This is a genomic window from Streptomyces sp. NPDC088747 (assembly GCF_044751025.1).
In the GTDB taxonomy this organism is placed as follows: Bacteria; Actinomycetota; Actinomycetes; order Streptomycetales; family Streptomycetaceae; genus Streptomyces.
Genome location: NZ_JBIVKZ010000003.1, coordinates 548,256 through 575,128, shown reverse-complemented (window position 1 = coordinate 575,128; position 26,873 = coordinate 548,256). Strand labels below are relative to the sequence as shown.

The window sequence follows — 26,873 nt, the reverse complement described above, 5'->3', positions numbered from 1 at the left end:
CGCAGCCGTTGCCTTCACCGTCATCGGCCTTGGCACCACAGGCAGAGAACAAGCTAGGGAGAAGCTGAAGCCGTGGGCACTACGCACCCGCACGAGGACACGCAAGAGGACACGTACGCAGACACGTACAAGGACACGTACGCGGACACGTACGCAGACACGTACGCGGACCCGCAGGAGCACCGGCAGGACCGCGGTCACGAGGAGGGGAAGGACGACCGGCAGGAGCGGTGGCAGGAGCACTGGAACGCCCGCCGGATCCCCTTCGAGCAGGAGTGCCAACGCGCCCGCACGGCGCTGCTGGCCGACCTGAAGGATCCACAGTCCGCGCAGGAACGGGTACTTGAGGACATCGTCGCCCTGTGCGCCGACTCGCTGCACTGGAAGGAGCGCGGCTACGACGCCGTGGCCGCCGACCCGGCCGGTCTCTTCCGGTCCGTCCTCCCCGTCATGCGCTACACCGACTTCGCCGCCGAGATCGACCGGGAGACCCGCACCAAGGGCGGTGTCCTGTCCTGCAGTCCGGTCCTGCGCTGGCTCAAGACGAGCGGCACCACGGGCACGCCCAAGCGGGTCCCTTACACGCTGCACTGGCTGCTGACCTACCGGATCCCCGCGATGCAGGCCATGTGGGGGACGTACGTCGAGCACCACCCGGAGATCCTCGACCACCCGTACGCCACGCTCGACACCCAGACCGTCCACGAGCGGGTCGACGACTACCTCAACGGCGTCCAGTACCAGGCGATCAGCAACCGTCATCCGCGGATCAACAGCCGTGACTGGAACCCGCCGTGGTCCGCGGCGCCGTGGTTCGGCACCGAGGCGCCCTCCTCGCACGCGGGCCGGATGTATCACCGCATCCGTCATCTCGTGGGCGAGCGCCTGCACTTCATCTCGGCGATCAACCCGAGCACGCTCGTCTCGCTGCGGGACCTCATTGCCGAGCACGGCCTCGAACTCGTCCGGGACCTGGGCGCCGGCACCCTCGAAGGCAGACCGTACGGCGATCCGGACCCGGAGGCCGCCGCCCATCTGCAATCCGTCCTGGACAAGGGGGAGTTCGGCCTCAAGGACGTCTGGCCCTCGCTCACCCTCTACAGCTGCTGGCTGTCCTCCTCGGCGGGGCTCTACCAGTCCAAGCTGGACGCGCTGCTGCCGGGCGTCCGCGCGATGCCGTTCATGAGCTGCGGCACCGAGGGGGTGACCACCATCCCCGTCGACGGCTCGCTGGACAGCCAGCCGCTCGCGGTCAACCAGGCGTACTTCGAGTTCGTGCCCGCCGAGGTGGAGCTCGGCGCACTCGTCGACGCGGGCGAGCGGGTCGACACCCTGCTGCTCGACGAGATCGAGCCGGGCCGCGACTACCACCTGATCATGACGCAGGGCAACGGTCTCTACCGGCTGTGGAGCGGCGACATCTACCACGTCGACCGGATCGTGGACGGCACCCCCTGGGTGCACTTCGTCCACCGGGACGGCATCTTCCACTCCTTCACCGGCGAGAAGATCACCGAGGCCCAGGTCACCCAGGCGATCGGCCAGGCCATGGCGGACGACGGCCTCGCGGGCGGTCTCTACCTCTGCGGGCCGCAGTGGGGCGAGCCGCCGCACTACATCGTGGTGAGCGAAGTCCCGTCTCCGGACGGCGAGTTGGACCGATCCCTCGCCGACGCCATCGACCGCGAGCTGAAGACCATCAACATCGAGTACGCCTCCAAGCGGGACAGCGGACGCCTGGGCCCGATCGAGGTCCACACGGTCCCGCACGACTCCATCGCGGCGTACGCGGAGGGCCGGCGCCAGCAGGGCAACGCCACCCAGTACAAGTACAAGCCCTTCCAGCAGGACACCGACTTCGTCGACGACCTGGTCGGCGCCCGGTCCGGGAGCGCACCGACGACCGAAACCGCGGGAGCCCACCGATGATCGAGACCAAGAGGCCGCCGCAGAACATCCGCCGCGAGATCATCACCCTCACGGCACCGGGAACGGACACGTCCACCGCCACCGACCTCGCGCTGCACCTGTGGCGCCCGCGCGGCGCGAGCAAGGGCGCCGTCTTCTACTTCCACGGCCTCCAGAGCCACGCGGGCTGGCTGTGGGAGGTGGGCCCTCGGTTCGCCGACAACGACATCGCCTTCTTCGTCCTCGACCGGCGCGGGAGCGGCATCAGCGGCGGCGAGCGACGGGACATCCCCGACGTCGGGACGATCGTCGCGGACTACGTCAACGCCCTTGAGTACGTACGGGACTGGCTCGGCGACGACGCCCCGCTCTCCCTCTTCGGGCACTGCCTCGGCGGCTCCTTCCTGGCCGCCCTCATGCACCACCCCGACTTCACCGTCCGCTACGACGCCGCGATCTTCTGCTCGACCTGGCTGGGCCGCCTGCACGCGGTGCTGGGAGAGGAGGAGCGCACGGCGCTGGCGGGGGAGCGGAGCCAGGAACTCTGGGACGCCGGTCTGAAGGCCACCGACTTCACCGCCGACCCCGCCTACCAGCACTTCATCGACCACGACGACCTGGCCGTACGGCAGTTGACGCGCCGCTCCCGTGCCACCCTGCTCGCCCTGGAACGCCTCTACCTCGACCCGGAGCGCCGGATACCCCGGGTACCGGCCGCGTTCGTGTCCGGCCACACCGACCCCATCGTCGACCTGGAGGCCACCCGCCGGGTCTTCCACCAACTGGTCCCCGGCCGGGGCCTGGCCGTCCAGTTCCCCACCGACCGGCACTACCTCTTCTACACCGACGTCCGTGACGACCTGATCGACTGGGCCTCGGCCTACACGCTGCTCCAGGGCGTGGACCGCGATGTCTGACCCGGCCGGGACGTCCGCGGCGCGGCTCTACCGGGTGGCGCTGCCGATGAGCGTCGGCTTCGACCATCCGGCGGCCCGCCGCACCACCAGCGACAGCCTGGTGCTCGCCCTCACGCTCGACGGCGTGAGAGGTGTCGGGGAGTGCGCGCCCCGGGCGTACGTCACCGGCGAGACGAGCGGCAGCGTGTCCGAGGCGCTGCGACAGGTGCCGCTGGACAAGGTGTTCGCCAGGCTGCGCACCACGCCGGCCCGGCAACTCCTGGACCAGTTGCGGGAGGACGGCTTCGGGCCGACGTTCGGTGTGGACGGCGGCAACAACCTCGTCTGCCTCCTGGAGACGGCCGTACTCGATCTGATAGGGCATCAGCTCGGGCTGTCCGCCGGGGAGTTGGTATGGCCCGGGACGCCGGAGGCCGACAGGGTCGCGGTCTCCCAAGTGCTGGACCTGAGCATCGGGGCCGAGGAGTTCCTGGACACCCGCGGGCCCTTCCACTTCGTGAAGGTCAAGGCGTCCCAGGACATCGAGCGGGACGTCCGCACGGTGACCGCGATCCGGGAACGGCTCGGTGCCGCCGTGCCCGTGATGGTGGACGCCAACATGAGCTGGACGCCCGCGACCGCCGTCCCCTACGCGCGGAGACTGCGCGCGGCCGGGATGACCCTGGTCGAAGAACCGCTCCCGCGCCGCTCCTGGGACGACCTGCGCACCCTGCGCCGCGAGACCGGCGTCCGCGTCCTCCTGGACGAGTCGGTGTGCACCCTGGACGACGCCCGCACGGCGGTGGCCCGCGAGGCCTGCGACGCCGTGAACGTCCGGGTCGCCAAGAACGGCGGCCTGATCGCCTCGGCCCGGCTGATCGAGTACGCCCGCTCTGCGGGGATCGGCTTCCAGATCGGCGTCCAGGTCGCCGAGACCGGGCCGCTCATCAACGCCAGTCGCGCGCTCGCCCTGCGCGCGCCGGACGCCCTGGCCGTCGAGGGCGGCCAGTCCGACCGCTTCTTCTCCGAGGCCGACACGATCGTCACGCCCCGCCCGGCGGTCGACCGCACGGCCAACACCATCGCACCGGCCGAGGGGACCGGCTTCGCCCTGCGCCTGAGGGACACGGCGGAGCGCTGGGCCTTCCTCGACTGGACGCACGCCGGCTGGCACCCCACGACCTCCGAGGAGACTTCCCCATGACGGCTCTCTACGAAGCAAGCCACGAGGGCGAGCGGTACGTCGGATTCGCCACACCCGAGGACGCCACGGCCCCCGGCGCCGAACTCACGCTGTACCCACTGGGCGACACCGATCTCAGGGCCCGGGTGCTGGCCGCGGACGGCTACTCCGCCGCGCTGACGGCGGCCCTGACGGCGGGCCGCGAGCCGGTCACCGCAGCGGCCGACGGGGTGCGGTTCCTTCCTCCGCTGCTGCCGGACTCCCTCGGCGACGCCTTGGTCAGCGGCTTCATGCAGACCCACAATGTCAAGGTCGACGCGTCCACGCAGTCCCAGCCCAACTGGTTCTTCAAGGGACTCGGCGACTCCCTGAAGATCTCCGGGGAGCGGCTGCGCGCACCACGCGGCGCGGTGGCGCTGACCGAGGAGGCCGAGGTCGTCCTCGTGTACGTCACCGACGAGGACGGCACCCCGCAGTACGCCGGCTACACCTTCGGCAACGACCTCACCGACATCGGCCGCTTCAAGCGCCACGCCGGACACCTCTCCTACGCCAAGCTCTGCGACGCGGGCGTGGCGCCCTGGCTCTTCCTGGGGACACCGCCGAGCCAGGTGACCGGGCGGGTCGTCATCGAGCGCGGCTCGGCGGAGGTCTGGCGCGGCAGCTTCACCACCGGCACCAAGGCCCTGCACTACGGGCTGCGCGACATGATGTCCGAGCTCTTCTCCTACGACGGTCTCAGCCACCCCGGCCGGGTGCACTACGTCTATCTCGGCGCCGACCGCAGCAGCTTTCACAGCGGTTTCACCATGGCCGACCAGGACCGGATCGAGATCCACTTCGCCACGCACGGAGTGACGTTGACGCACACGGTGGACTGGCGCTGACCTTCCGTGCGGACCGGGGCTGACCTTCCGCGCGGACCGGCGCCGGCCTCCCGTGCGGACCGGGGCCGGCATGACCGCTGGTCCGCGCAGGGCGAATCACCCGTCCGGGTGCGCACAGGAGTGGCCGAGTCAACTACTCTGCGTGTTAATACAGTTGCTCTCCGCTCCGAAGAGGAAACCTGATGGTGCGACACACAGCCCAGCAGCCCACCCTGGCCCGTACGACCGCGCGCATCGCCGCCGCGCTCGGCGTGGTCGCCGCCGGGGCCTCCGCCGCCGCCCCGGCCGTCGCGAACACGGACCCCGTGGTGGACGTCGTACGCACCCGCCCCACCTCGCTCGGCAACATCGACCCGCAGGCGGGTCTCGGCGCCCTGACCGGCACGGTGGGTTACGTCACCGGACCCATCGCCGGCCTGAAGCCCAACCCGCTGGCGGGCACCGGGGTCGACCCCCTCGACAACGGGGTCGCCACCCAGCTCGCCGACTTCAAGCCGCTGTCCTCGCAGGCCCTCACGGGGCCGCTGGCCCAGGCGCCCTCGGTGGGCAGTATTCCGGTGGTGGGCCAGGTGGCGGGGCTGCTGCGCTGACCGCGGGCCGCCGGGCGGGTGGCACCGCATACGGAGAGAGCCGCGCTTCCCTCGGACGGAGGGGAAGTGCGGCTCTCGGCCTCAACTGGCTCTTCGTGGCGCTGTGGAAGGGCTCATGCGATCCGGCCGATATGGGTGACGAGGACGCGGATCACGTGCTCCTCGATGACGTAGAGGATTCGGTAGTCGCCGATGTGCAGACGCCGAAGGTCGGGCGACCCGTAGGGAATTGACCCCGCAGGGCGAGGGTCGCGGGCCAGCTTGTCGATGGTGTCCAGGACAAGGGTGAGGCCGCTCGGGTCTTCCTCCAGGAAGCGGGCCGCGGAGTTGAGGGCGCGCGGTTCGAAGATGATCTCGTAGGTCACTGCTGTTCGAGCCCCAGTCGCCTGCGCACCTCTGTCATGGGGATGCCCTGCTCGAGCGTCCCTTCTGCCTTGCGCCGCTGGTAGTCGGCGAACGCGAGGGCGTCTTCGAGATCCTCTATGACCTGAGGTGATACGAGGAGAGCGGCGACGTGCCCATGGTCTGTGAGGGCGATGGTCTCGCGTCCGTGGGCGGCACGGCGTACGAGGTCTCCGAGCTGGGAGCGGGCGGCACTGATGGCGATCTCAACCATGCGCACATGATTGCACGAGATTAATCTTGTGGTCAATTTACCGAGTGTGGAGTGACGAAAAGAGAGCCGCGCTTCCCACGGACGGAGGGGAAGCGCGGCTTTCTCGTGAAGGGGCCCCGGGGACACGGATCGGGGCCCCCGACTCAGTAGGACGATCCGGAGGCGCCCAGTGCGCCCGTCGGGTGCCAGACCGTCTTCGTCTCCAGGAAGGCGGTCAGGCGCTCGGTGCCGGGCGTCCGGAAGTAATCCACAGCCTGTGGACGAAGAACCCGCTTCAGGTTGTCCGCCGCCGCGATCTCCAGCTCCTTCGCCAGCGCGTCGTCCGCGCCGGCGAGGTCGATCGCGTTGACGTCCTGGTGGGCGGCGAGCGGGGCCGCGATCTCCGCCGTCCGGCCGGTGAGGATGTTGACCACACCGCCGGGTACGTCGGAGGTCGCCAGGACCTCGCCCAGCGAGAGCGCCGGGAGCGGGGACCTCTCGCTCGCGACCACGACCACCGTGTTGCCGGTGGCGATCACCGGGGCGATCACCGAGACCAGCCCCAGGAACGAGGACTCCTGGGGGGCCAGGACGGTGACCACGCCGGTCGGCTCCGGGGTGGAGAGGTTGAAGTAGGGGCCCGCGACCGGGTTGGCGCCGCCGATCACCTGGGCGATCTTGTCGGTCCAGCCCGCGTACCAGACCCAGCGGTCCACGGCCGCGTCGACGACCGCCGAGGCCTTGGCCTTGGAGAGGCCCTCGGAGTCCGCGACCTCGCGGACGAACTGGTCCCTGCGGCCCTCCAGCATCTCCGCGACGCGGTAGAGGACCTGGCCGCGGTTGTACGCCGTGGCGCCGGACCAGCCGCCGAACGCCTTGCGCGCCGCGACGACCGCGTCACGGGCGTCCTTGCGGCTCGCCTGCGGGGCGTTCGCCAGCCACCTGTCCTTGGAGTCCGTCACCTCGTACACCCGGCCGCTCTCGGAACGCGGGAACTTCCCGCCCACGTACAGCTTGTAGGTCTTGAAGACGCTCAGACGCTGCTGCTCGGACTTCTCCACTGCGCTCATCTATCGCTCGCCCTCCGGGCTCGACGGGGCGAGATACGCCTCCAGGCCGTGACGGCCGCCCTCGCGGCCGAAGCCCGACTCCTTGTAACCGCCGAACGGCGAGGTGGGGTCGAACTTGTTGAACGTGTTGGACCAGATGACGCCCGCGCGGAGCTTGCCTGCGACCGCGAGGATGCGGGAGCCCTTCTCCGTCCAGATGCCGGCGGACAGGCCGTACTGGGAGTTGTTCGCCTTGGCCACCGCCTCGTCCGGGGTGCGGAAGCTGAGGACGGACAGCACCGGGCCGAAGATCTCGTCACGGGCGATGGTGTGCGCCTGCGTGACGTTCGTGAAGAGCGTCGGCGCGAACCAGTAGCCGGACGAGGGGAGTTCGCAGGCCGGGGACCAGCGCTCGGCGCCCTCGGCCTCGCCCTGCTCGACGAGCGTGGTGATACGGGACAACTGCTCGGCGGAGTTGATCGCGCCGATGTCCGTGTTCTTGTCGAGGGGGTCACCGAGGCGGAGCGTCGAGAGGCGCCGCTTGAGGGAGTCCAGCAACTCGTCCTGGATCGACTCCTGGACGAGGAGACGGCTGCCCGCGCAGCAGACCTGGCCCTGGTTGAAGAAGATGCCGGTGACGATGCCCTCGACGGCCTGGTCGATGGGCGCGTCGTCGAAGACGATGTTCGCGCCCTTGCCGCCCAGTTCGAGCGTGACCTTCTTGTCCGTGCCGGCCACCTGGCGGGCGATCGCCTTGCCGACGGCGGTGGAGCCGGTGAAGGCCACCTTGTTCACGTCGGGGTGCGCGACGAGCGCCGCGCCCGTGTCGCCGTACCCGGGAAGGATGTTGACGACGCCCCTGGGCAGGCCCGCCTGGCGGCAGATGTCCGCGAAGAAGAGCGCGGAGAGAGGGGTCGTCTCGGCGGGCTTCAGCACCACCGTGTTTCCGGTCGCCAGCGCCGGGGCGATCTTCCACGCCAGCATCAGAAGCGGGAAGTTCCACGGGATGACCTGGCCCGCGACGCCCAGGGGGCGGGGGTTGGCGCCGAAACCGGCGTGGTCGAGCTTGTCGGCCCAGCCCGCGTAGTAGAAGAAGTGCGCGGCGACCAGGGGGAGGTCCGCGTCGCGCGTTTCCCTGATCGGCTTGCCGTTGTCGAGGGTTTCGAGGACGGCGAGCTCGCGGGAGCGTTCCTGGATGATCCGGGCGATGCGGAACAGGTACTTCGCGCGCTCGGAGCCGGGCAGCGCCGACCACTTGCCGAACGCCTTGCGGGCTGCCCGCACGGCACGGTCGACGTCCGCCTCGCCCGCCTGGGCGACCTCGGCGAGGACCTCCTCGGTGGACGGGCTGACCGTCTTGAAGACCTTGCCGTCGGCGGCCTCGGTGAACTCGCCGTCGATGAACAGGCCGTAGGAGGGTGCGATGTCGACGACGGAGCGGGACTCGGGCGCGGGCGCGTACTCGAACGCGGATGTCTGCTTCTTCGTGTTCATGAGGTCTCAGTCCACCGTCACGTAGTCAGGGCCGGAGTAGCGGCCGGTGGCGAGCTTCTGACGCTGCATCAGCAGATCGTTCAGAAGCGAGGACGCGCCGAAGCGGAACCAGTGGTTGTCCAGCCAGTCCTCGCCTGCCGTCTCGTTGACCAGCACCAGGAACTTGACGGCGTCCTTGGTCGTACGGATGCCGCCGGCGGGCTTCACGCCGATCTGTACGCCGGTCTGGGCGCGGAAGTCGCGTACGGCCTCCAGCATGAGCAGCGTGTTCGCCGGGGTCGCGTTCACCGCGACCTTGCCGGTGGAGGTCTTGATGAAGTCGGCGCCTGCCAGCATGCCGAGCCAGCTGGCGCGGCGGATGTTGTCGTACGTCGACAGCTCGCCGGTCTCGAAGATGACCTTCAGGCGGGCGGCTCCGCAATTCGCCTTCACGGCGGTGATCTCCTCGTACACCTTCAGGTACCTGCCCGCGAGGAACGCGCCGCGGTCGATGACCATGTCGATCTCGTCGGCGCCCGCGGCGACGGCGTCCCGCACGTCGGCCAGCTTGACGTCGAGGGCGGCCCGGCCGGCCGGGAAGGCGGTGGCGACGGAGGCGACCTTCACGCCGGAGCCGGCGACGGCCTCCTTGGCCGTGGCCACCATGTCGGGATACACGCAGACCGCGGCCGTGGCCGGCGCGCTGCGGTCCGTGGGGTCGGGGCGGACCGCCTTGGCGCCGAGCGCCCGGACCTTGCCGGGGGTGTCCGCGCCTTCCAGCGTCGTCAGGTCGACCATCGAGATCGCGAGGTCGATGGCGTACGCCTTGGCCGTGGTCTTGATGGAACGGGTGCCGAGCGAGGCGGCGCGCGCCTCCAGGCCGACCGCGTCCACGCCGGGGAGCCCGTGGAGGAACCGGCGCAGCGTGCTGTCGGACGCGGTTACGTCGCCGAGTGCGTGTGCGGCTGGGGGTGCAGTGGTGGGCATGGTCACCAGACGAGCATATCTACGCGCGTAGCGGCTGTACAGCCCCGGTGACGTCTCGGGGGAGGGGGCGGGGGTGGGGTTGGGGGTGGTGGGGTGAAGGGGGCGTCGGGTCGGCCGCGGGTGGGGTCGGCGGGGGCGTCGGGCAGAATCGGGGCATGAGCACCCCGGATCACCAGTCACCCAAGCCGGACGCCTCGCGGCCCGAGTCGAAGGACCGGGTCTACCGGTCGCCCGCCGGTGTGGCGGGCGGCGTCCTGCTGCTCGCTCTCGTGGGCTGGCTCGGCATCGACGCGATCGTCACCGGCGAGGGGCGTACGCCGTGGCTGGCGCTGGCCGCGATGCTGTTCGTCGTGCCGCTGTTCGTCGCCTTCACGCTGCGGCCCGCCGTTTACGCCGGTGCCGACCGGCTGCATGTCCGCAACCCGCTCCGCGTGATCACGCTGCCGTGGGGGCAGGTGTCCGCGCTGCGGTCCGGCTACTCGAACGAGGTCGTCGACACGGACGGGCGGAAGTTTCAGCTCTGGGCGGTGCCGGTGTCGTTGCGGGGGCGGAAGAAGGCGGCTCAGCGGCAGGCGCGGCAGGCTGCGGAGGCTTCCGGGAAGCGGCGGGGGGGTGGGGGCGGGGGTGGTCTCGGCTTCGGTGGGTTCGGTTCTCTCGGTGGGCCGGTGTCGGAGTCGGACGGGCCTGCTCGGGCGGAGGCGGATCGCGTCATGGACGAGCTTCGGGAGTTGTTCGAGGCTCGGCGGGAGGCGGGGAGTGCGCAGGGGGAGGTCACCGTGCGGTGGGCCTATGAGCTGGTGGCGCCTGCGGTGGCCGGGGCTGTGCTGGTGGGGGTTTTGCTGGCGTTGGGGTGACGCCCGTGGGTGGCTGAGGCCGGGTGTTCGGGTCGGGGCCGGGGGCCGGTACATCCGCCCGTCGCCGCCGGATCAGACGTCGGGCAAGATGCATTGACTCCGGTGACGCGAACGTACGCGACGGGCATGTGATGTACCGGCCCCCGGCCCCTCCCGCCGGTGGGCATCGGACGGTCACCGGTCGCTTGCGCCGGTGGGTATCGGGCCCGGGGCGTGGGCCCCGATTTCAGGGCCCACGCCGTTTCAGGTGTGAAGGGCGGTCACTTCACGTCGACGTAGTCGGGCGTGGAGAGGGTCGGGGCGGTGGTGGGGGTGCCGACGTAGGACCAGCGGTAGTCGCCGTCGTTGTAGGGGCGCACGGTGGTTGAGAGGGTGCCGTCGGGGGCGGTGGGGACCGTTTTGACGGTGGTGTAGGTGTTGCAGCCCTTCTTGCGAAACTGGAGGGCCACGGGGTGGCCGGGCTCGGCGGGGGCGTAGGTGCTGGTTGCCCAGGTCGCGGTCTGGAGGGCGCCCTTGAGGGTGAGGGTCTTGCCGCGCTTCACCGGCTCGGGGGTGGCGTCGGCGGCCGTGAGTTTGGAGTCGCGCTTGAGGGCGAACGTGGCCGCGCTGTCCAGGAACTCGGCGTCGCTGTCGACGGCGACTGCGTAGGCGCTGACGCTCCAGGAGCCGGCCAGTGAGTCGTCGGCCGGGGCGAGGGTGAAGGTAAGGGTGCAGGTGCTGGTGGTGGCGGTCGTCGGGCCGCAGGCGGCGGCCGAGGGCACGGTGGCGTCCTGAGCGCCGTACGTGCCGTGGTACAGCGTGGCGTTGATCTGGTCGAGACCGGACGGGTCGGTCGCGGTGACCTTCACGGTGACGGTTCTCGCGGCGGTGCCGACGACGACGGGGCTGCCGTCCTCGACGACCACGCTCGTGATGTCGGTGTCGCCGAACTGCTCGTCCGCGTGCGCGGCCGGAACGGCGAGAGCGGACAGGGCCAGGACGCCGCACGCGGCGGTGGCAGCAGTGTAAAAGCGCATTCGAATTCCCCAAGTTGAATGCCATGACCTGCCGATTCCCTGTCGGCAGGCCCGAATTGGTGTGTGCAGCGTACTCATCCTGTGGAGATTTAGGAACGTTTTTCGCGTGAAAGTGATCGGGTTCTCGATTTCCCGGAAAGGGGGGTGCGAGTGAATATCTGTTCCGTCGATTCACTGGAAAACCGCCGGGGAAATTCGACTCGAATTTCAGCGGACCTGGCGACCACCTACGCGTACCGGGACCTTGGGCGGACGGTCCCAAGAGGCCTTGCTGGCAGGGGAGTTGGGGGTGCGGGATGGTTGACCCGCCGCACGCCCACGGTCGTCCCACGTTGCCCAATGGCCCCCTGTGTGAACGAGGGGCAACTTTCGCGTGAAGCATGCCGAGGGCACCTAATTATGGCGATCGCGTTTCACTCCCGCATCACTACTCTGCGTGTGCCGCGTGAACGATGAACCATCGTCGGCCCGCGCGGACTTCCTGATGGCGGGAACACAGGGGTGGGGATGGATGGCAGCAAGACAGGGGGGCGCGGCCGTACCCGGCACGCGCTGTCAGATAGACATCGGGGCGGACGGCAGTTACCTGTGGCGGCTCACCGCCACGAACGGTCGGGTGATCGCCGTCGCGGCGACGACGTACCGGAGCTACGGCGAGTGCCGTACCGCGTTCGAGCGGCTCTGCGCCGACGTGGCGGAATTACCCGGCGGCGTGCACCACACGTCCGAAGGCAATGGCTGGGTCTGGGGGCTGAGGGATCGCAGCGGTGGCGCCGTCGCCGTGTCGTCGCGCGCCTATGAACGGCACTCGACGTGTCAGGCCGCCTACGACAGGTTCCGGGCGCTCCTGGGTGATCTCGGGTCGGACGGCCTGATTCCGTGGGACGACGTGGAGTGAGGCGAGTGGTTATCCGCCGGGGCGGGGTGGGCTGAGGGCGCCGGAACGGCGGCTCGGGGGTTCACGCGAGAAGTTCGGGTAATGGGGCCGAGGCCCGCCGCGATGCGGCGGGTCCCGGCCCCATTCGTATTCTGCTGTCGCCGCGTTCACGTCAATCCCGGATGTTGCCTCTCGGGGTCGTCTCGTTCATGTTCGCGTGCGCGGGTGTCCACTACGCCTCAGGAGCGTCGACCCATGTGACGACGCGAACGTATGAGAGACCTGTGGCGCCGGCGGACGACCCCCCGAGACGCCTGCACGCCGACCAGGGCGTGCCCGACCGCGTGTTCAGGGGAGTCCTGCGCGGCGGCGGCGGTCTGGTGCTCGCGATCATGCTGCTCGTCGGCGGGTTCCTGACCTACCGGGCCTGGCAGGCGCTGTCGGACGCGAGGTGGGACTTCGTCACCACCGAGGCCTGGGAGCCCGACGCCCACAACTTCGGCATCGCGGCGGTCCTCGTCGGCACGGTCCTCATCGCCCTGGTCGCCATCGTGTTCGCGGTGCCGCTGGCACTCGGCACGGCGCTCTACATCTCCGAGTACGCGCCGCCGCGGCTGCGCCAGACCCTCATCAGCGTCGTCGACCTGATGGCCGCCGTGCCGTCGGTGGTCTACGGCCTGTGGGGGCTCTTCTTCTTCCAGGGCCACGTCGTCACGCTCTCGCGCTGGATCTCCACGTACCTCGGATGGATACCGTTCTTCGCGGTCGACGGCGCCGAACCGGACGACCCGCTCGCCACCGCGACCGTCTACACCTCGTCCACGTTCATCGCCGGCATGGTCGTGTCGCTGATGGTCGCGCCGATCATCTGCTCGGTGATGCGGGAGGTCTTCTCGCAGGCACCGGTCGGCGAGCGGGAAGGGGCCTACGCGCTCGGCGCGAACCGCTGGGGCATGATCCGCAGCGTCGTCCTGCCCTTCGGCAAGGGCGGCATGATCGGCGGCACCATGCTGGGCCTGGGCCGGGCGCTCGGCGAGACCATCGCGGTCTACCTGATCATCTCGCCGATCTTCGTGATCCAGCCGCACATCCTGCAGAACGGCACGAGCTCGGTCTCCTCGCTGATCGCCCTGCGCTACGGCGAGGCGAGCGACCTCGGCATGTCGGCGCTGATGGCCGCCGGCCTCGCGCTCTTCCTGATGACCCTCGTCGTCAACTTCGCCGCATCGTCGATCGTCGCCCGCAGCCGTTCCGGCGCGACGAGCGACTCCTGAGGAGACCGAGCCCGATGACCGTCACCACCGCACAGAGCCCGCCCGGCGACCGGGAACCCCAGGAGCGGCCGAGCCCCGCCGCGCGGGCGGAACCGCCGATGCCGGCCACCCGCCTGCCCGGACGCCGGGCCGGCACGTCCGGAGAGTCCCGCCGCAACCTGGCCACGCTGCGCGCCACCGACGTGTACGCCATGCTGGGCGCCGGCGCCGCGTCCCTCAGCATCACCTGGCTGATGTTCGACCGGATGCTGCCCTTCAACGGCGCCCTGGGTTTCATCGTCATCGCCTACGTGCTCTTCCTCGGCCTGTACGCGCTGCTGGTCTCCTTCGACGAGGACGGCCCCGCGGTGCGCGACCGGGTGGCCGCGGCCGTCATCCAGAGCCTCGGCATCGTGATGCTGGCCGTGCTCGCCTTCGTGGTCGTCTACACGCTCTACGAGGGCCGCGAGGCGCTGCCGCACCTGAACTTCTACACCGAGTCGATGGCCGACGCCGGTCCGCTCGAACCGCTCGGCGTCGGCGGCATCCTGCACGCGATCGTCGGCACGCTCTGGCAGATCGGCATCGCCCTGGCGATCTGCATTCCGACCGGGCTGATCTGCGCGGTCTTCCTCAACGAAGTCCCGGGCGCCTTCAGCCGGTTCGTCCGCACCATCGTCGAGGCGATGACCGCGCTGCCGTCCATCGTCGCCGGCCTCTTCATCTACGCGACCTTCATCCTGGCGCTGGGCTTCGACAGCTCCGGCCTCGCCGCCGCGCTCGCGATTTCCGTGATGATGCTGCCGATCATCATCCGCGCGTCGGACGTGGTGATCCGGCTGGTGCCCGGAACCCTGCGCGAGGCGTCGTACGCGCTCGGCACCTCGCGGTGGCGGACGGTGTGGCACGTGGTGCTCCCCACCTCGCGGTCCGGACTGACCACCGCCGTCATTCTCGGCACGGCCCGCGGCGTCGGCGAGACCTCGCCGGTCCTGCTCACCGCCGGTTTCACCGCGGAGCTCAACACCAACCCCCTTGAGGGCCCGATGGTCTCGCTGCCGCTCGCGGCCTTCGAGCTCGTCAAGTCCCCCGAACCCACCTACATCGCCCGCGGCTTCGGCACCGCCGCGGTGCTTCTGATGCTGGTGCTCGTCCTGTTCGTCGTCGCCCGCGTCATCGGCGGCCGCGGACCGGGCCAGTTGACCCGCCGTCAGGAGCACCGCCGCGTCAAGGCGTCCCGCCGTGACGCGCGGCGCTTCACCGCGCGCACGGCCGACGGCCGACGGCCGGCCGATACCGCCGATTCCGCCAGTTCCGCATCGACGAGGAGCACCCCGTGATACCCGCACCTGTCCGTCGTCCGCGCGCTACGCGCGTGTACCAGGCGCTGGCGCTGTTCGTCGCCGTGGTCTGCGCGCTGTTGGCCGGCCACCCGCCGGACGCCTTCGCGGCCTCCTACACGAAGATCAGCGGATCCGGCTCGACCTGGAGCGCCAACGCCATCGAGCAGTGGCGCCGCAACGTCCGCCAGCAGGGCATGACCGTGAACTACTCGGCGGTCGGCTCCTCGGTGGGCCGCCAGCAGTTCAAGAACGGCACCTCCGACTTCGGCGTCTCGGAGATCCCGTACGGCCTCAGCGACCTCGGCACGCAGGACCCGCCGCCCACCCGCAAGTACGCCTACATGCCGATCGTGGCCGGCGGTACGTCGTTCATGTACAACCTGAAGATCGGCGGCAGGCAGGTCACCAACCTGCGGCTGTCCGGCGCCGTCCTCACCAAGATCTTCACGGGGAAGATCACGCAGTGGAACGCGGCGGAGATCAGGGCGGACAACCCCAAGCTGACCCTCCCGGCCCGCCGTATCGTGCCGGTCGTCCGCTCCGACGGCTCCGGTACGACGGCGCAGTTCACGCTCTGGATGTCCAAGCAGCACGGCTCCCTGTGGAACGACTACTGCCGCCGGGCGGGCAAGTCCACCCCCTGCGGTCTGACCTCGTACTTCCCGGTGATCCCCGGCTCCGGATTCGTCGCCCAGTCCAGCTCGCTGGGCGTCGCGGGTTACACCAGGCAGTCGCAGGCCGACGGCGCCATCACCTACGTCGAGTACTCGTACGCCAAGAACGCCGGCTTCCCGGTGGCCAAGGTCCTCAACAGGTCCGGCTACTACGTCGAACCGACCGCCTCCAGCGTGGCCGTCGCCCTGACCAAGGCCCGGATCAACAACGACCCGAGGTCCGCGAACTACCTGACCCAGAACCTGGACGGCGTCTACACCTACAGCGACCGCCGCACCTATCCCCTCTCCAGCTACAGCTACATGATCGTCCCGACCAAGGAGGAGATGGGCTTCACCAAGGCCAAGGGCAAGACGCTGAGCGCCTTCAACAACTACTTCCTCTGCGAGGGCCAGCAACAGGCCGACCGGCTCGGCTACTCGCCGCTGCCCGTCAACCTCGTGGAGGCGGCCATGGAACAGGTGCGCAAGATCCCCGGCGCCGTGGCGGAGAACATCAGCATCAAGAACTGCAACAACCCGACGTTCTCCTCCGACGGGAAGAACCTCCTGGCCACCAAGGCCCCGTTCCCCAAGGCGTGCGACAAGCAGGGCGCCGACCAGTGCGCGGACGGCACCGGCGGTAACAAGACGCCCACGACGATCACCGGCGGCGGCTCCACCGGCGGCAGCGGCAGCGGCGGTGGCTCCGCGTCCGGCGGCTCCGGTTCCTCCGGCGGCTCCGGCGCGACGGGCGGCTCCGGTTCGAGCGGCGGTACGGGAACGACGGGTTCCACCGGCGGCACCGGTGACACGGGCGGCACCGGTACGGCGGGCAGCACCGGCGAGGCCACGGGAGGGACCGTCGTCGACCCCGACACCGGCGAAGTGCTCAGCGGTGCCCAGGGCACCGGCGACAGCTCCGTGGTCGCCAATCCGGTCGCCCTCGGCTCGGGTGACGCCCTGGGTCTGCGTACGGCGCTGATGGCGCTGTCGGCCGCGCTGCTCGTCGGCGTCGTCATCGGACCACCGGTCGTCGCCCGTGTGATGTCCAACCGGTCGCGCCGCAGGGGAGGTGCGGCATGACCGCCGCGCCGACGCCGCCCCGATCGCGCGTCCTCGTCGCCGTGGGCGCCTTGCTCGCCGCGCTCGTGCTGGCCCTGCTGCCGCTGCCGCCCGCCTCGACCGCCGCGGCGGCCGAAGGCGCGGAGGACTCCGCGGTGACGCAGACGGGCAAGAAGGGCAAGTACGACGACTTCTCCGACCTCAAGGTGACCGTCCACCAGACAAAGGGGCTGCGCTCCCAGGGGGTGCGGGTCAGCTGGGAGGGCGGGGCGCCGACCCAGCCGTCGGTCAAGTTCAACGTCGACTACCTGCAGATCATGCAGTGCTGGGGCGACGGCGCCGCCGGACCCGACCGGGAGCAGTGCGCCTTCGGAGCGGGCACCTCCGAGGGGGCCGGAGCCGGCCGCAGTGTCGAGGCGGTCAAGGACCCGGAGGAGAAGGAGTACACGGGCCAGAACGCCTTCGTCCCGTTCCGCCCCGCCGACGGCCAACCGGCCACCACGTCCCTTTACGACTTCACCTACTTCGGTCCGCTGGACACCAACGAACAGAAGGCCGTCCGGACGTTCGACAACGGCACCGGCGAAGTGGAGTTCGAGCTCCAGGACGGAAACCAGGCGAACCACCTCGGCTGCGGCGAGAACACGGCGCCCGCCGGCAATACCCCCGATCCGCGCCACTGCTGGCTGGTCGTCGTGCCGCGCGGCACGCACGAGGCGGACGGCTCGGAGAAGACCAACCCCCAGAGCGACGCACTCCAGACCTCGCCGCTCTCCACGACGAACTGGGCCCAGCGGATCGTCTTCCGCCTGGACTTCCTGCCGGTCGACCAGTTCTGTCCGGAGGGCCAGCCGGAGCGGGCCGTCCCGGGCTCCGAACTGGCGGACGACGCCGTGGCCTCGTGGGGGCCGAAGCTGTGCTCGTCCACGGGCAGCACCTTCGTCTACAACCGGGCGTCCGAGGAGAGTGCCAGGAACGAGGTGATGGGCGCCTCGGAGGAGACACCCGCCATGGGCGTCACCGTCGACCCGGTCGTCCAGCCGGGAGACGGACCGGGCGTCGTGCACGCCCCGGTGGCGGTGACCGGACTGGCGGTCGCGTTCTTCATAGAAGGCCCGTCCGGCGTGGTGCAGGAACTGAGACTGACCCCGCGGCTCGTCGCCAAGATGCTCACCCATTCCTACGTGCGTGACGTGCCGCTGGCCGTGCCCACACCGGAACAGGTGAAAGGCAATCCGGACTTCTACACGAGCGATCCGGAATTCAGGGAACTGAACCCGCGGTTTCCCGAATTGGTGGACGAGCCCAGAAGCCTCATGGTCCCTCTGCTGAATTCCGACACCACACGGGTGGTCTGGAACTGGCTCCAGTCCGACAAGGAAGCCCGGGAATTCCTCGCGGGTGAGGCGGACCCCTGGGGGATGCGGGTCAATTCCTACTTCCAGGACCTGAGCCTGGCGGAGAACGGCTCGCTGACCGATTTCCCCAAGGCGGACCCCACGACCGCGGTCCCCGGTGGCTTCGCTCCCGAGGGCGCCACCTACTCGATCACCGATCTGGACCCGTACACGGCCGACCTGCACGACGGGGCCGTGAAGACCCGCCGGGGCAACAACGGCCGCACCATCCAGTGGGACGTCGGCGCCACACCGCCCAGGCTCACCAACGACGCCCCCCTGCCCGGCCGGCACGCCGTCATGGCGATCGTCGACGCCGCGTCGGCGGTCCGCTACGGGCTCCAGACGGCCGCCCTGCGCAACGCCGACGGCACCTTCGTCAAACCGGCGGCGGACACCTTCCAGGCAGCCGTCAGCGCCATGCGAACCTGGCCGGACCACCCCGACGTACTGAAGGCCGACCCGGCGCGGGCCAAGGGCCAGGCGTACCCGTTGACCGCGGTGGCCTACGCCGCGGCCTCGGTGAACCAGGGCGCGAAGGACCGTGAGGCCTACGCGGACTTCATCAGGTTCGCCGCGGGTCCGGGCCAGACACCCGGCCTGTCGGCAGGCCAACTTCCGCCCGGCTACGCGCCGTTGCCGGCCAAGCTGCGCGCGCAGGCCGAGACCGCCGCCGACGACCTGGAGAAGGGCGTGGCGCAGGGCGAGCCCACGCCCGGCCCGGGCGCGCAGGACCCGGGAGGGCTCGTGCCCGGAGCCGGCACCGGTGGGACGACCTCCGGTGCGGGTGCCGGCGGGGCCGCCGCCGCAGGCGGAGCGGGCGGCGGCGGCACCGATCCCTCGGCGCCGGAATCCGCCGCTTCGGACGGCTCCGCGCCACCCTCGTCGGCGCCGCAGCAGAATGTCGCGGACGCCGAACAGGGATATACGCCAGGTGACGTCCTCGGAATTATCCGCTGGGTTCTTCTCGTCGTCCTTTTCCTGGGCGGAGCGGCAGGACTCGCAGGTCCGATAATGCTTCGCCTCGCGGGGCGGCAGACGCGGACTCCCTAGGAGACACCTAGGAAGCCTTCTCGTAACCTTTCCCTCGTTGGGAATTTGTTGGTCACCGCGCGAAAACCCTGGAATTGTATGCGGTGGCCGACCGACGGGTCGGCAGCAAGAAAATCCGGATTCCGCTTGAACGTCCAGTCTTCGAAAACCGGAAAGCAAGGGGTTCAGAAGTGAACGTCAAGTCTTACGCCAAGGTCGGTGCCGCTTTCGGCGCCGCGGCTCTCGGTCTCGGCATCCTGGCCGCCCCCGCCTCGGCGGACCCGGCGACGGCGACCGACTACCGCATCCTGTCGGCCATCGGTTCGGACACCACGCAGTACGTCATGAACGGCCTCGCCAACGGCACCGGTGTCGTGAACTCCGGCGGCGCCAAGATCATCTCCTCGTGGGACGCGGTCCAGCCGGCCACCGGCGCCGACCCCTTCGTCACCAAGCCGGGCTGCTCCTACACCCGCGCCGAGGCGAACGGCTCCACGAACGGCATCAACCGGCTGTCCGACGACATCAGCAACGGGGGGAGCACCTGCGTCGACATCGCCCGCTCCTCGCGTGGGCCGAAGACCACCGTCCCCGGTACCGACCTCACCTTCGTCCCCTACGCCAGGGACGCCGTCACCTACGCCACCGACCTCGGTAGCACCGTGCCGACGAACCTGACGATCGCTCAGCTCGCCTCCATCTACAAGACGTGTGCCTACACGGACGCCGGGGGTGTCTCGCGCACCGTGCAGCCGCTGCTTCCGCAGGCCGGCTCCGGTACCCGTACGTACTTCCTGACCTCCATCGGGGTCACCGAGGCGCAGATCACCACGGCGAAGGCCACCTGTGGTCTCCAGGACAACGTCCAGGAGCACGACGGCACGGCGATCGCCAACGCCAACCAGCTGGTGCCCTACTCGGTCGCTCAGTGGATCGCCCAGGGCAAGGGTCTGGCGGACGTCCCGAACCGCAAGGGCGAGTCGCGGCTGCGCAGCATCGCGGGTTCGGTCCCCACCACGGGCTCCGGCACCTCGCTCGCGCTGAACCCGGGCTTCATCTTCTCCCGTGACGTCTACAACGTCGTCCAGACGACCCGTCTGAGCGAGGCCGCGATCTCCGAGGCCCTGACGGACATCTGCGCCGCGTCCGCCACGATCCAGAACTACGGCTTCGGCACCATCTCCAACTGCGGTGACACGACCACCCCCGCCCTCAAGGGCGGCCTGTACTCGTGATCGCCGACTGATCCTCGCGTGACGGCCGGGCACCTACCAGGTGCCCGGCTCCACGCGCTCTTCCCCGACCCATCCGTCAACCGTCCCCCGGGGGGAACGAAATGACAGCGCTACAACCATTCCGAAGAGCGGCGGCGATCGTGGCGGCCTTCGCCGTGCTCGCCCTGGGCGTGGTGGCCCTGGTCGCGTCGCAGTCCCAGCCTGCCCGGGCGGCGTCCGTCGGTGAGTTCAGCATGACGCCCGGCAGCGGCAAGCTGAGCGACACACAGCCCATCGCCGGCTCCGTCGGACTTCCGGGCGCGTGCCCCGACGTCACGATCGAGGACCTCAACTGGAACAACTTCCTCAACCTCTACGTCGTCAAGGCGGACGGCGCCGAGGCGCCGGCGCTGCGCGGCGTCGGCAACGGAGCGCCCTACGACCAGGCGACCGAGACGGTCTCGCTGGCCGCGGCGGACAACCCGGGTCTGGAGGTGTCCGACCTCGCGACCGTCATCACGGGTGACGGCACCTACGAGCTGCGCCTCTACTGCGTCGACAACCAGAGCCTGGACAAGCCCACCGAGGATTGGGTGCCCGGCAACCCGTACTGGACCCAGAAGATCACCGTCACCGGTGACAACTGGGTGGTCGGTGAGGGAGCGACGGCCACCAGCGTCTCGCTGACCAGCACCGCCACCACGCCCGAGCCCGGCCAGGAGATCACGCTCACCGCGACGGTCGCCCCGGCGCAGGCGGCCGGCAAGGTCACCTTCGAGGACGGCGCGACGACGCTGGGCGAGGTGACGGCCGCCGACGGCAAGGCCGAGTTCAGGACGTCGACGCTGTCCGAGGGCGCGCACCAGATCACCGCCCGGTTCGCGGCGACGAACCCCGCCGAGTGGGGCGCCTCGGAGTCCACCCCGGTCGCCGTGACCGTGCAGCTGCCGAGGACCGAACTGCTCGACGCCACGGGGGAGCGGCTCGCCGACAACCCGGAGCTGGACCGCGGCCAGACCGTGAAGGTCGTCGTGCGCGGCTGCGAGCCCGGCGCGAAGTTCACCATGGCCATGGACCGGAACGACACCGCGTTCCCCGACGCCACGGCCGACACGAACGGCGTGGTGACCTGGCCGACGCTCACCGTTCCCGCCGACGCCGTGGAGGGCCAGAGCGCCTGGGACTTCAGCCCCAACTGCGCGCCGGTGACCGCGGTCGCCTTCACCGTGGCCGCTCCGGCGTCCGAGTCCCCGAGCGAGGACCCGTCGGCGACGGAGGACCCCTCCGACGACCCGACGGACGAGCCCACCGACGACCCGACCGGCGACACCTCGGGCGGCGACACGTCGGGCACCACGTCCGGCACGACCGGCGGTGACACGTCCGGCGCCACCACCACCGGCGGCGACTCCGGCACCGGCGGCACCTCGCCGCAGGGCGGCCTCGCCTCGACCGGCAGCCAGATCGCGCTGTTCTCCGGCATCGGCGCCGTCGTCCTGGCCGCGGCCGGCTTCGTCCTCGTACGGTTCGGCCGCCGCAACGGGCTGCTGAGCTTCGGCGAACCGCGCCCGTAACGGCTCGCGGAGTACGGGCGGCGGGTCTCCATCCCGCCGCCCGCTCCTCCATTTCTCCACCCCACACCTCTCCACAGGAGCGCTCCCCGTGACCGTGCTGTCCCCGCCCCCGCCGGCCGTGGCGCCACCGGCGCCGGCGCCCTCGCCCGAGCCCGCCGGGCCGCCCCGCGCCGAACGCGCCGGCTTCGCGTTCGCCGGGGCCGCGCTGTGCGTGCTCGCCGCCCTGCTCCTCGGCTTCGCCGCCAACCTCACGATCGTGGGCCACCTCCAGCACAGCCGCGACCAGCAGACGGCGTACGACGAACTGCGCCGCCAACTCGCCCTCGGCATAGCCCCGGTGGGCCAGCGGACGTACGACGGCAAACTGCTGGAGCCGGGCGCTCCCGTCGGGTTGCTGCGGATCCCGGCCCTGGGTCTGAAGGAGGTCGTCGGGGAGAGCACCACCTCCGGAGTGCTGATGTCCGGCCCCGGCCACCGGCGCGACACCCCGCTGCCCGGCCAGGCCGGCACCAGCGTGATCATGGGCCGCCAGTGGGGGTACGGCAGCCCGTTCAACGACCTGCACCGGCTGCCCCCGGGCACCGAGATCCGGGTGACGACCGGTCAGGGCACCGCCACCTACCAGGTCTCGGCGATCCGCCGCGAGGGCGACCCGCTGCCGCCCGCGCTCAAGGAGGGCGAGGGCCGGCTCACGCTCATCACCGCCGACGGCGGGGCGTACACCCCCTCCGGCACGCTCCGCGTCGACGCGACGCTGACCAGCGACGTACAGCCCAGCCCGCCGCGCCCGCTGGCCACCGGCTGGATCGAGGAGTCCGAGCAGGCCCTGGGCGGCGAGAGCGCCGCCTGGCTCTCGGTCTTCCTCTGGTCGCAGGCCCTGCTGGGCGCGGCGCTGCTCACCATGGCCGCGCACCGCGCCTGGGGCCGCTGGCAGACCTGGATCGTCGGCGTACCCGTACTGGCCGCCCTCGGTCTCGCCGTCTCCGGCGCCGCCACCCGTCTGCTGCCCAACCTGCTCTGATCGACGAGGAGTTCACCCATCATGTCCGACACCACCGAGACGACCAGCACACTCGTCGACGAGATCATGGACCCGACGCGGAAGATGACGGCCGTCAGCACCGGCAGGCCCGGCGCGGCCGGCGCGGAGAGTGACCCCGCGACCCTGGAGGCCGACGCCATCTCGGCCTGGTTCGGCGACCACAAGGTGCTGGAGCGCGTCTCGCTCACCATGCCCGCCCGCGAGGTGACCGCGCTCATCGGCCCGTCCGGCTGCGGCAAGTCCACCTTCCTGCGGATCCTCAACCGCATGCACGAACTGGTCGGCTCCGCCTCCCTGTCGGGCCGGGTGCTCCTCGACGGCGAGGACATCTACGACCGCGGCCGCCGCATCACCCACGCCCGCCGCCAGATCGGCATGGTCTTCCAGAAGCCCAACCCCTTCCCGGCGATGTCGATCTACGACAACGTCACCGCCGGCCTGAAGCTGGGCGGCATCAAGGCGGGCCGCGACGACCGGGACCAGCTCGTCGAGGAGTGCCTCACGAAGGCGGGCCTGTGGAAGGAGGTCCGCGACCGGCTCCGCCAGCCCGGCGGCGCGCTCTCCGGCGGCCAGCAGCAACGCCTGTGCATCGCACGGTCGTTGGCGGTACGTCCCCGGGTGCTCCTGATGGACGAGCCGTGCTCGGCCCTAGACCCCACCTCGACGCGGCGCATCGAGGAGACGATCCACGAACTCTCCCAGGAGGTCACCATCGTGATCGTCACCCACAACATGCAGCAGGCCGCCCGCGTCTCCGACCAGTGCGCCTTCTTCCTCGCCGAACAGGGCACCCCCGGCCTCATCGTCGAACACGGCACCACGGACGCGATGTTCAACAGCCCCCAGGACCCGCGCACCACGGACTACGTGAACGGCCGCTTCGGATAAGGGAATCGGCCCGGAGCGGGGCGGACACGGGGTCCAGTTGCCTGGGGGGCGCGCTGGACCCCGTGTCCGCCCGTTGCCCGGCATCCCGCGTTTCTGGTGAAAGGGGCACGGGACACCCGGTGCGCGGATGCGTCCAAAGGGGGGTGAGGACCGCATCCGCACTCCCCCCAAGCGTGGGGCGCGGGGGAACGGAACGGGCAGCCGAGGAGCATGCGGCAGCCCAACTCCCCGTGAACCGGGCCGCGCGGCCGTACGGGTCAGATGCCGGCGGCGGCCGAGAGGTCCCGCTTGACGGCGGCCAGCAGCTCGGCAGCCTTCGTCCGTGCCGCCGGGAGTTCCCCGTGCCCGGCGACCGGCACGACGACCTCCAGGTAGCACTTCAGCTTGGGCTCCGTACCGCTCGGGCGGACGATCACCCGCGCGCCGTCCAGCGTGTAGCGCAGTCCGTCCGTCGGCGGCAGCCGGTCGGTGCCCTTCGTCAGGTCCTCGGCGTCCGTGATCGCCAGGCCGGCGAGCCGCGTGGGCGGCCGCTCACGCAGCCGCCGCATGGCGTCCGCGATCAGGGAGAGGTCCTCGACCCGGACCGAGAGCTGATCGGTGGCGTGCAGACCGTACTCGACCGCCATGTCGTCCAGCAGGTCCAGGAGGGTGCGGCCCTCCTCCTTCAGCTCGGAGGCCAGCTCGGTGATGAGGAGGGCGGCCGTGATGCCGTCCTTGTCGCGTACGCCTTCGGGGTCGACGCAGTAGCCGAGTGCCTCCTCGTACCCGTACCGCAGACCTTCCACCCGGGCGATCCACTTGAAGCCGGTGAGGGTCTCCTCGTACGGCAGCCCCGCCTTCTCGGCGATCCGTCCCAGGAGCGAGGAGGAGACGATCGACTCGGCGAACGTGCCCCGCGCGCCGCGCCGCACCAGGTGCTGGGCGAGCAGCGCGCCGACCTCGTCGCCGCGCAGCATCCGCCAGCCCGCCTCGCCCAGGACGGCCACGGCGCAGCGGTCCGCGTCCGGGTCGTTCGCGATGATCAGGTCCGGGTCGCTCTCGCGGGCCTTCGCGAAGGCGAGGTCCATCGCGCCGGGCTCCTCCGGGTTCGGGAACGCGACCGTCGGGAAGTCGGGGTCCGGCTCCGCCTGCTCGGCGACGAGCACCGGCTCCGGGAAGCCCGCCCGTGTGAACGCCGCGAGGAGGGTGTCCTTGCCGACGCCGTGCATCGCGGTGTAGACGGTCCGGGCCGTGCGCGGGGAGCCCTCGGCGAGCACCGCGTCCGTACGGGCCAGATAGGCGTCCAGGACGCTGTCGTCGAGGGTCTCCCAGCCGGCGTCCGGGCGGGGTACGTCGGCCAGCGCGCGGATCGCGTCGATCTCCGCGGCGATCTCGGCGTCGGCCGGCGGCACGATCTGCGAACCGTCGCCCAGGTACACCTTGTAGCCGTTGTCGCGGGGCGGGTTGTGGCTGGCGGTGACCTCCACGCCCGCCACCGCGCCGAGGTGCCGTATGGCGTACGCGAGGACGGGGGTCGGCAGCGGGTACGGCAGTACGGCGGCGCGCAGGCCAGCGCCCGTCATCACGGCGGCGGTGTCGCGGGCGAAGTCGGCGGACCTGTGGCGGGCGTCGTAGCCGATCACGACGAGGCCGTCGGTCTCGCCCTTGCCCTTGAGGTACGCGGCGAGGCCGGCGGCGGCGCGGATGACGACCGCGCGGTTCATTCGCATCGGGCCCGCGCCGAGTTCGCCGCGGAGGCCTGCCGTGCCGAACTGGAGGGTGCCGGTGAAGCGGGCGGTGAGCTCCGCCGTGTCGCCGGTCGCGAGCAGTCCCGCGAGTTCCTCGCGGGTCTCCGCGTCCGGGTCCTCCGCCAGCCACGCCTCGGCCCGCGCGATCAGTTCGTCCTGCACCTCGGATGCGCCTCTCTGTTCGTACGTACGTTCCCTGAACCCAGCGTTTATTCGCCCCCTCCGCCCCTACCCGTCCCGTCTCTCGGGGGCTCCGCCCCCGAACCCCCGCTCCTCAAACGCCGGAGGGGCTGAAACTTTTACCCCGGGCGGCGCTAGAGAGTTTCAGCCCGTCCGGCGTTTGAGGACGAGCGCGTCAGCGCGAAGCGGGGGTCTGGGGGCGGCAGCCCCCAGGAACGGGACGGGAAGGGGCGGAGGGGGCGAAAAAACTACAGTCGGTCCAGTACCTGGGTGAGCAGCGCGCCCATCCGGGTGGCCGAGTCGCGGCCCGCCTGGAGGACCTCCTCGTGGTTGAGCGGCTCGCCGGTCATGCCCGCGGCGAGGTTGGTGACCAGGGAGATACCCAGCACCTCCGCCCCGGCCTCACGCGCGGCGATCGCCTCCAGCGTCGTGGACATGCCCACCAGATCCGCCCCGATCACCCGAGCCATCCGGATCTCGGCAGGCGTCTCGTAGTGCGGCCCGGGGAACTGCGCGTACACGCCCTCCTCCAGGCTGGCGTCGATCTCCTTGCACAGCGCCCGCAGCCGGGGCGAGTACAGATCGGTGAGGTCGACGAAGTTCGCGCCGATGATCGGCGAGGTGGCCGTCAGGTTGATGTGGTCGCTGATCAGGACCGGCTGCCCGGGACGCATGCCCTCGCGCAGCCCGCCACAGCCGTTGGTGAGCACGATGGTCTTGCAGCCGGCCGCGACGGCGGTACGGACCCCGTGCGCGACGGCGGCCACACCGAGGCCCTCGTAGTAGTGGGTGCGGCCCAGGAAGACCAGGGCCCGCTTGTCACCGATCGCGTACGAGCGGATCGTGCCGCCGTGGCCCTCGACCGCCGGCGGGGGGAACCCGGGCAGCTCGGTGACAGGGAACTCGGCCTCGGGCACGCCGAGCGCGTCCACGGCCGGGGCCCAGCCGGAGCCCATCACGAGGGCGACGTCGTGGGTCTCGGCGCCCGTGAGCTCACGCAGGCGCGTGGCGGCGGCGTCGGCGGCCGCATGGGGGTCGCCCTGGATGTCGTCCGGAAGAAGAGATGCGTTCACGCGCATGAGGGTAGCCGGTCCGGGCCTACGCGCGTAGATGACAGAGCTCACGGTCTCGCGATCGTTGTCTTGTCGCTTCCAACAACCGGCGCGGGCGCGTTTCCCACGAAGGGGCGG

The 26,873-nt window shown here is 70.5% G+C and carries 23 protein-coding genes; 15 read left to right on the top strand and 8 right to left on the bottom strand.

Annotated elements, in window-relative coordinates; translation table 11 throughout:
• Positions 1 to 72: 72 nt before the first annotated feature.
• The 5 genes from ACIP79_RS10930 (at position 73) to ACIP79_RS10910 (ending at position 5,464) form a co-directional block, all read left to right on the top strand.
• A complete protein-coding gene (locus ACIP79_RS10930; RefSeq protein ID WP_401221929.1) occupies positions 73 to 1,929 on the top strand; it encodes a GH3 auxin-responsive promoter family protein in 1,857 nt (618 codons plus the stop codon).
• The gene (locus ACIP79_RS10925; RefSeq protein ID WP_401221928.1) at positions 1,926 to 2,825 is read left to right on the top strand and encodes an alpha/beta hydrolase; all 900 of its coding nucleotides are present in this window, start codon (positions 1,926 to 1,928) and stop codon (positions 2,823 to 2,825) included. Before ACIP79_RS10930 ends, ACIP79_RS10925 begins: the two co-directional genes overlap by 4 nt.
• Positions 2,818 to 4,008 (top strand): mandelate racemase/muconate lactonizing enzyme family protein, encoded by a 1,191-nt coding sequence (locus ACIP79_RS10920; RefSeq protein WP_401221926.1) that lies wholly within the window; start codon positions 2,818 to 2,820, stop codon positions 4,006 to 4,008. Before ACIP79_RS10925 ends, ACIP79_RS10920 begins: the two co-directional genes overlap by 8 nt.
• A complete protein-coding gene (locus ACIP79_RS10915) occupies positions 4,005 to 4,874 on the top strand; it encodes an FAH family protein (RefSeq protein WP_401221924.1) in 870 nt (289 codons plus the stop codon). The genes ACIP79_RS10920 and ACIP79_RS10915 overlap by 4 nt, the downstream gene beginning before the upstream one ends.
• Before the next feature lie 182 nt (positions 4,875 to 5,056).
• On the top strand, positions 5,057 to 5,464 hold the full coding sequence (locus ACIP79_RS10910; protein WP_401221922.1) for a hypothetical protein: 408 nt from the start codon (positions 5,057 to 5,059) through the stop codon (positions 5,462 to 5,464).
• A 113-nt stretch (positions 5,465 to 5,577) separates the two neighbouring features.
• Here ACIP79_RS10910 and ACIP79_RS10905 read toward each other — a convergent pair whose 3' ends face one another.
• The 5 genes from ACIP79_RS10905 to deoC all read right to left on the bottom strand — a co-directional run bounded on the left by ACIP79_RS10905 (position 5,578) and on the right by deoC (position 9,568).
• Positions 5,578 to 5,829: a type II toxin-antitoxin system RelE/ParE family toxin gene (locus ACIP79_RS10905; protein WP_401221920.1), complete on the bottom strand. Its 252-nt coding sequence runs from the start codon at positions 5,827 to 5,829 to the stop codon at positions 5,578 to 5,580.
• The gene (locus ACIP79_RS10900) at positions 5,826 to 6,080 is read right to left on the bottom strand and encodes a type II toxin-antitoxin system Phd/YefM family antitoxin (protein ID WP_382002748.1); all 255 of its coding nucleotides are present in this window, start codon (positions 6,078 to 6,080) and stop codon (positions 5,826 to 5,828) included. Before ACIP79_RS10900 ends, ACIP79_RS10905 begins: the two co-directional genes overlap by 4 nt.
• 143 nt (positions 6,081 to 6,223) lie before the next feature.
• Positions 6,224 to 7,129, bottom strand: coding sequence for an aldehyde dehydrogenase family protein (locus tag ACIP79_RS10895; protein WP_401221918.1), 906 nt, complete (start codon positions 7,127 to 7,129; stop codon positions 6,224 to 6,226).
• On the bottom strand, positions 7,130 to 8,602 hold the full coding sequence (locus tag ACIP79_RS10890; RefSeq protein ID WP_401221916.1) for an aldehyde dehydrogenase family protein: 1,473 nt from the start codon (positions 8,600 to 8,602) through the stop codon (positions 7,130 to 7,132). It abuts the gene before it with no gap.
• A gap of 6 nt (positions 8,603 to 8,608) precedes the next feature.
• On the bottom strand, positions 8,609 to 9,568 hold the full coding sequence (gene deoC / locus ACIP79_RS10885; protein ID WP_401221915.1) for a deoxyribose-phosphate aldolase: 960 nt from the start codon (positions 9,566 to 9,568) through the stop codon (positions 8,609 to 8,611).
• Positions 9,569 to 9,723: 155 nt separating this feature from the next.
• Between deoC and ACIP79_RS10880 the strand changes: the two genes are divergently transcribed.
• Positions 9,724 to 10,422 (top strand): PH domain-containing protein, encoded by a 699-nt coding sequence (locus ACIP79_RS10880; RefSeq protein WP_401221913.1) that lies wholly within the window; start codon positions 9,724 to 9,726, stop codon positions 10,420 to 10,422.
• A gap of 260 nt (positions 10,423 to 10,682) precedes the next feature.
• On the opposite strand, the gene ACIP79_RS10875 is transcribed toward ACIP79_RS10880, so the two are convergent.
• Entirely contained in the window at positions 10,683 to 11,438 is a 756-nt protein-coding gene (locus ACIP79_RS10875) for a calcium-binding protein (protein ID WP_401221911.1), read from the bottom strand.
• Between the two features lie 511 nt (positions 11,439 to 11,949).
• Between ACIP79_RS10875 and ACIP79_RS10870 the strand changes: the two genes are divergently transcribed.
• The 9 genes from ACIP79_RS10870 to ACIP79_RS10830 all read left to right on the top strand — a co-directional run bounded on the left by ACIP79_RS10870 (position 11,950) and on the right by ACIP79_RS10830 (position 23,776).
• On the top strand, positions 11,950 to 12,336 hold the full coding sequence (locus tag ACIP79_RS10870) for a hypothetical protein (protein WP_401221910.1): 387 nt from the start codon (positions 11,950 to 11,952) through the stop codon (positions 12,334 to 12,336).
• A 263-nt stretch (positions 12,337 to 12,599) separates the two neighbouring features.
• Entirely contained in the window at positions 12,600 to 13,589 is a 990-nt protein-coding gene (gene pstC, locus ACIP79_RS10865) for a phosphate ABC transporter permease subunit PstC (RefSeq protein ID WP_383685745.1), read from the top strand.
• A gap of 14 nt (positions 13,590 to 13,603) precedes the next feature.
• Complete coding sequence (pstA, locus tag ACIP79_RS10860) at positions 13,604 to 14,908, top strand: phosphate ABC transporter permease PstA (RefSeq protein WP_401221909.1); 1,305 nt, start codon at positions 13,604 to 13,606, stop codon at positions 14,906 to 14,908.
• Positions 14,905 to 16,650 carry a phosphate ABC transporter substrate-binding protein PstS gene (gene pstS, locus ACIP79_RS10855; RefSeq protein WP_401221907.1) on the top strand — a complete coding sequence of 582 codons (1,746 nt, stop codon included), beginning with the start codon at positions 14,905 to 14,907 and terminating at the stop codon, positions 16,648 to 16,650. The genes pstA and pstS overlap by 4 nt, the downstream gene beginning before the upstream one ends.
• A complete protein-coding gene (locus ACIP79_RS10850) occupies positions 16,647 to 19,079 on the top strand; it encodes a hypothetical protein (protein WP_401221905.1) in 2,433 nt (810 codons plus the stop codon). The genes pstS and ACIP79_RS10850 overlap by 4 nt, the downstream gene beginning before the upstream one ends.
• 170 nt (positions 19,080 to 19,249) lie before the next feature.
• Positions 19,250 to 20,293 (top strand): substrate-binding domain-containing protein, encoded by a 1,044-nt coding sequence (locus tag ACIP79_RS10845; protein ID WP_401221903.1) that lies wholly within the window; start codon positions 19,250 to 19,252, stop codon positions 20,291 to 20,293.
• A 140-nt stretch (positions 20,294 to 20,433) separates the two neighbouring features.
• Complete coding sequence (locus ACIP79_RS10840; RefSeq protein WP_401221901.1) at positions 20,434 to 21,846, top strand: Ig-like domain-containing protein; 1,413 nt, start codon at positions 20,434 to 20,436, stop codon at positions 21,844 to 21,846.
• Positions 21,847 to 21,934: 88 nt separating this feature from the next.
• The gene (locus ACIP79_RS10835; RefSeq protein ID WP_401221899.1) at positions 21,935 to 22,867 is read left to right on the top strand and encodes a sortase; all 933 of its coding nucleotides are present in this window, start codon (positions 21,935 to 21,937) and stop codon (positions 22,865 to 22,867) included.
• An 84-nt stretch (positions 22,868 to 22,951) separates the two neighbouring features.
• Positions 22,952 to 23,776, top strand: coding sequence for a phosphate ABC transporter ATP-binding protein (locus ACIP79_RS10830; protein WP_401222120.1), 825 nt, complete (start codon positions 22,952 to 22,954; stop codon positions 23,774 to 23,776).
• Between the two features lie 257 nt (positions 23,777 to 24,033).
• On the opposite strand, the gene ACIP79_RS10825 is transcribed toward ACIP79_RS10830, so the two are convergent.
• Both ACIP79_RS10825 and ACIP79_RS10820 read right to left on the bottom strand, forming a co-directional pair.
• Positions 24,034 to 25,665 (bottom strand): phospho-sugar mutase, encoded by a 1,632-nt coding sequence (locus ACIP79_RS10825; RefSeq protein WP_401221897.1) that lies wholly within the window; start codon positions 25,663 to 25,665, stop codon positions 24,034 to 24,036.
• Positions 25,666 to 25,931: 266 nt separating this feature from the next.
• Positions 25,932 to 26,756, bottom strand: coding sequence for a purine-nucleoside phosphorylase (locus tag ACIP79_RS10820; RefSeq protein ID WP_383686896.1), 825 nt, complete (start codon positions 26,754 to 26,756; stop codon positions 25,932 to 25,934).
• Positions 26,757 to 26,873: the final 117 nt, after the last annotated feature.

Coding starts and splice junctions, on each gene's coding strand:
- ACIP79_RS10925 (WP_401221928.1), top strand. CDS start 1,926: ATGATCGAGACCAAGAGGCCGCCGCAGAACATCCGCCGCGAGATCATC.
- pstA (WP_401221909.1), top strand. CDS start 13,604: ATGACCGTCACCACCGCACAGAGCCCGCCCGGCGACCGGGAACCCCAG.
- ACIP79_RS10890 (WP_401221916.1), bottom strand. CDS start 8,602: ATGAACACGAAGAAGCAGACATCCGCGTTCGAGTACGCGCCCGCGCCC.
- ACIP79_RS10900 (WP_382002748.1), bottom strand. CDS start 6,080: ATGGTTGAGATCGCCATCAGTGCCGCCCGCTCCCAGCTCGGAGACCTC.
- ACIP79_RS10850 (WP_401221905.1), top strand. CDS start 16,647: ATGACCGCCGCGCCGACGCCGCCCCGATCGCGCGTCCTCGTCGCCGTG.
- ACIP79_RS10915 (WP_401221924.1), top strand. CDS start 4,005: ATGACGGCTCTCTACGAAGCAAGCCACGAGGGCGAGCGGTACGTCGGA.
- ACIP79_RS10875 (WP_401221911.1), bottom strand. CDS start 11,438: ATGCGCTTTTACACTGCTGCCACCGCCGCGTGCGGCGTCCTGGCCCTG.
- ACIP79_RS10830 (WP_401222120.1), top strand. CDS start 22,952: ATGACGGCCGTCAGCACCGGCAGGCCCGGCGCGGCCGGCGCGGAGAGT.
- ACIP79_RS10870 (WP_401221910.1), top strand. CDS start 11,950: ATGGCAGCAAGACAGGGGGGCGCGGCCGTACCCGGCACGCGCTGTCAG.
- ACIP79_RS10920 (WP_401221926.1), top strand. CDS start 2,818: ATGTCTGACCCGGCCGGGACGTCCGCGGCGCGGCTCTACCGGGTGGCG.
- deoC (WP_401221915.1), bottom strand. CDS start 9,568: ATGCCCACCACTGCACCCCCAGCCGCACACGCACTCGGCGACGTAACC.
- ACIP79_RS10910 (WP_401221922.1), top strand. CDS start 5,057: ATGGTGCGACACACAGCCCAGCAGCCCACCCTGGCCCGTACGACCGCG.
- ACIP79_RS10880 (WP_401221913.1), top strand. CDS start 9,724: ATGAGCACCCCGGATCACCAGTCACCCAAGCCGGACGCCTCGCGGCCC.
- ACIP79_RS10895 (WP_401221918.1), bottom strand. CDS start 7,129: ATGAGCGCAGTGGAGAAGTCCGAGCAGCAGCGTCTGAGCGTCTTCAAG.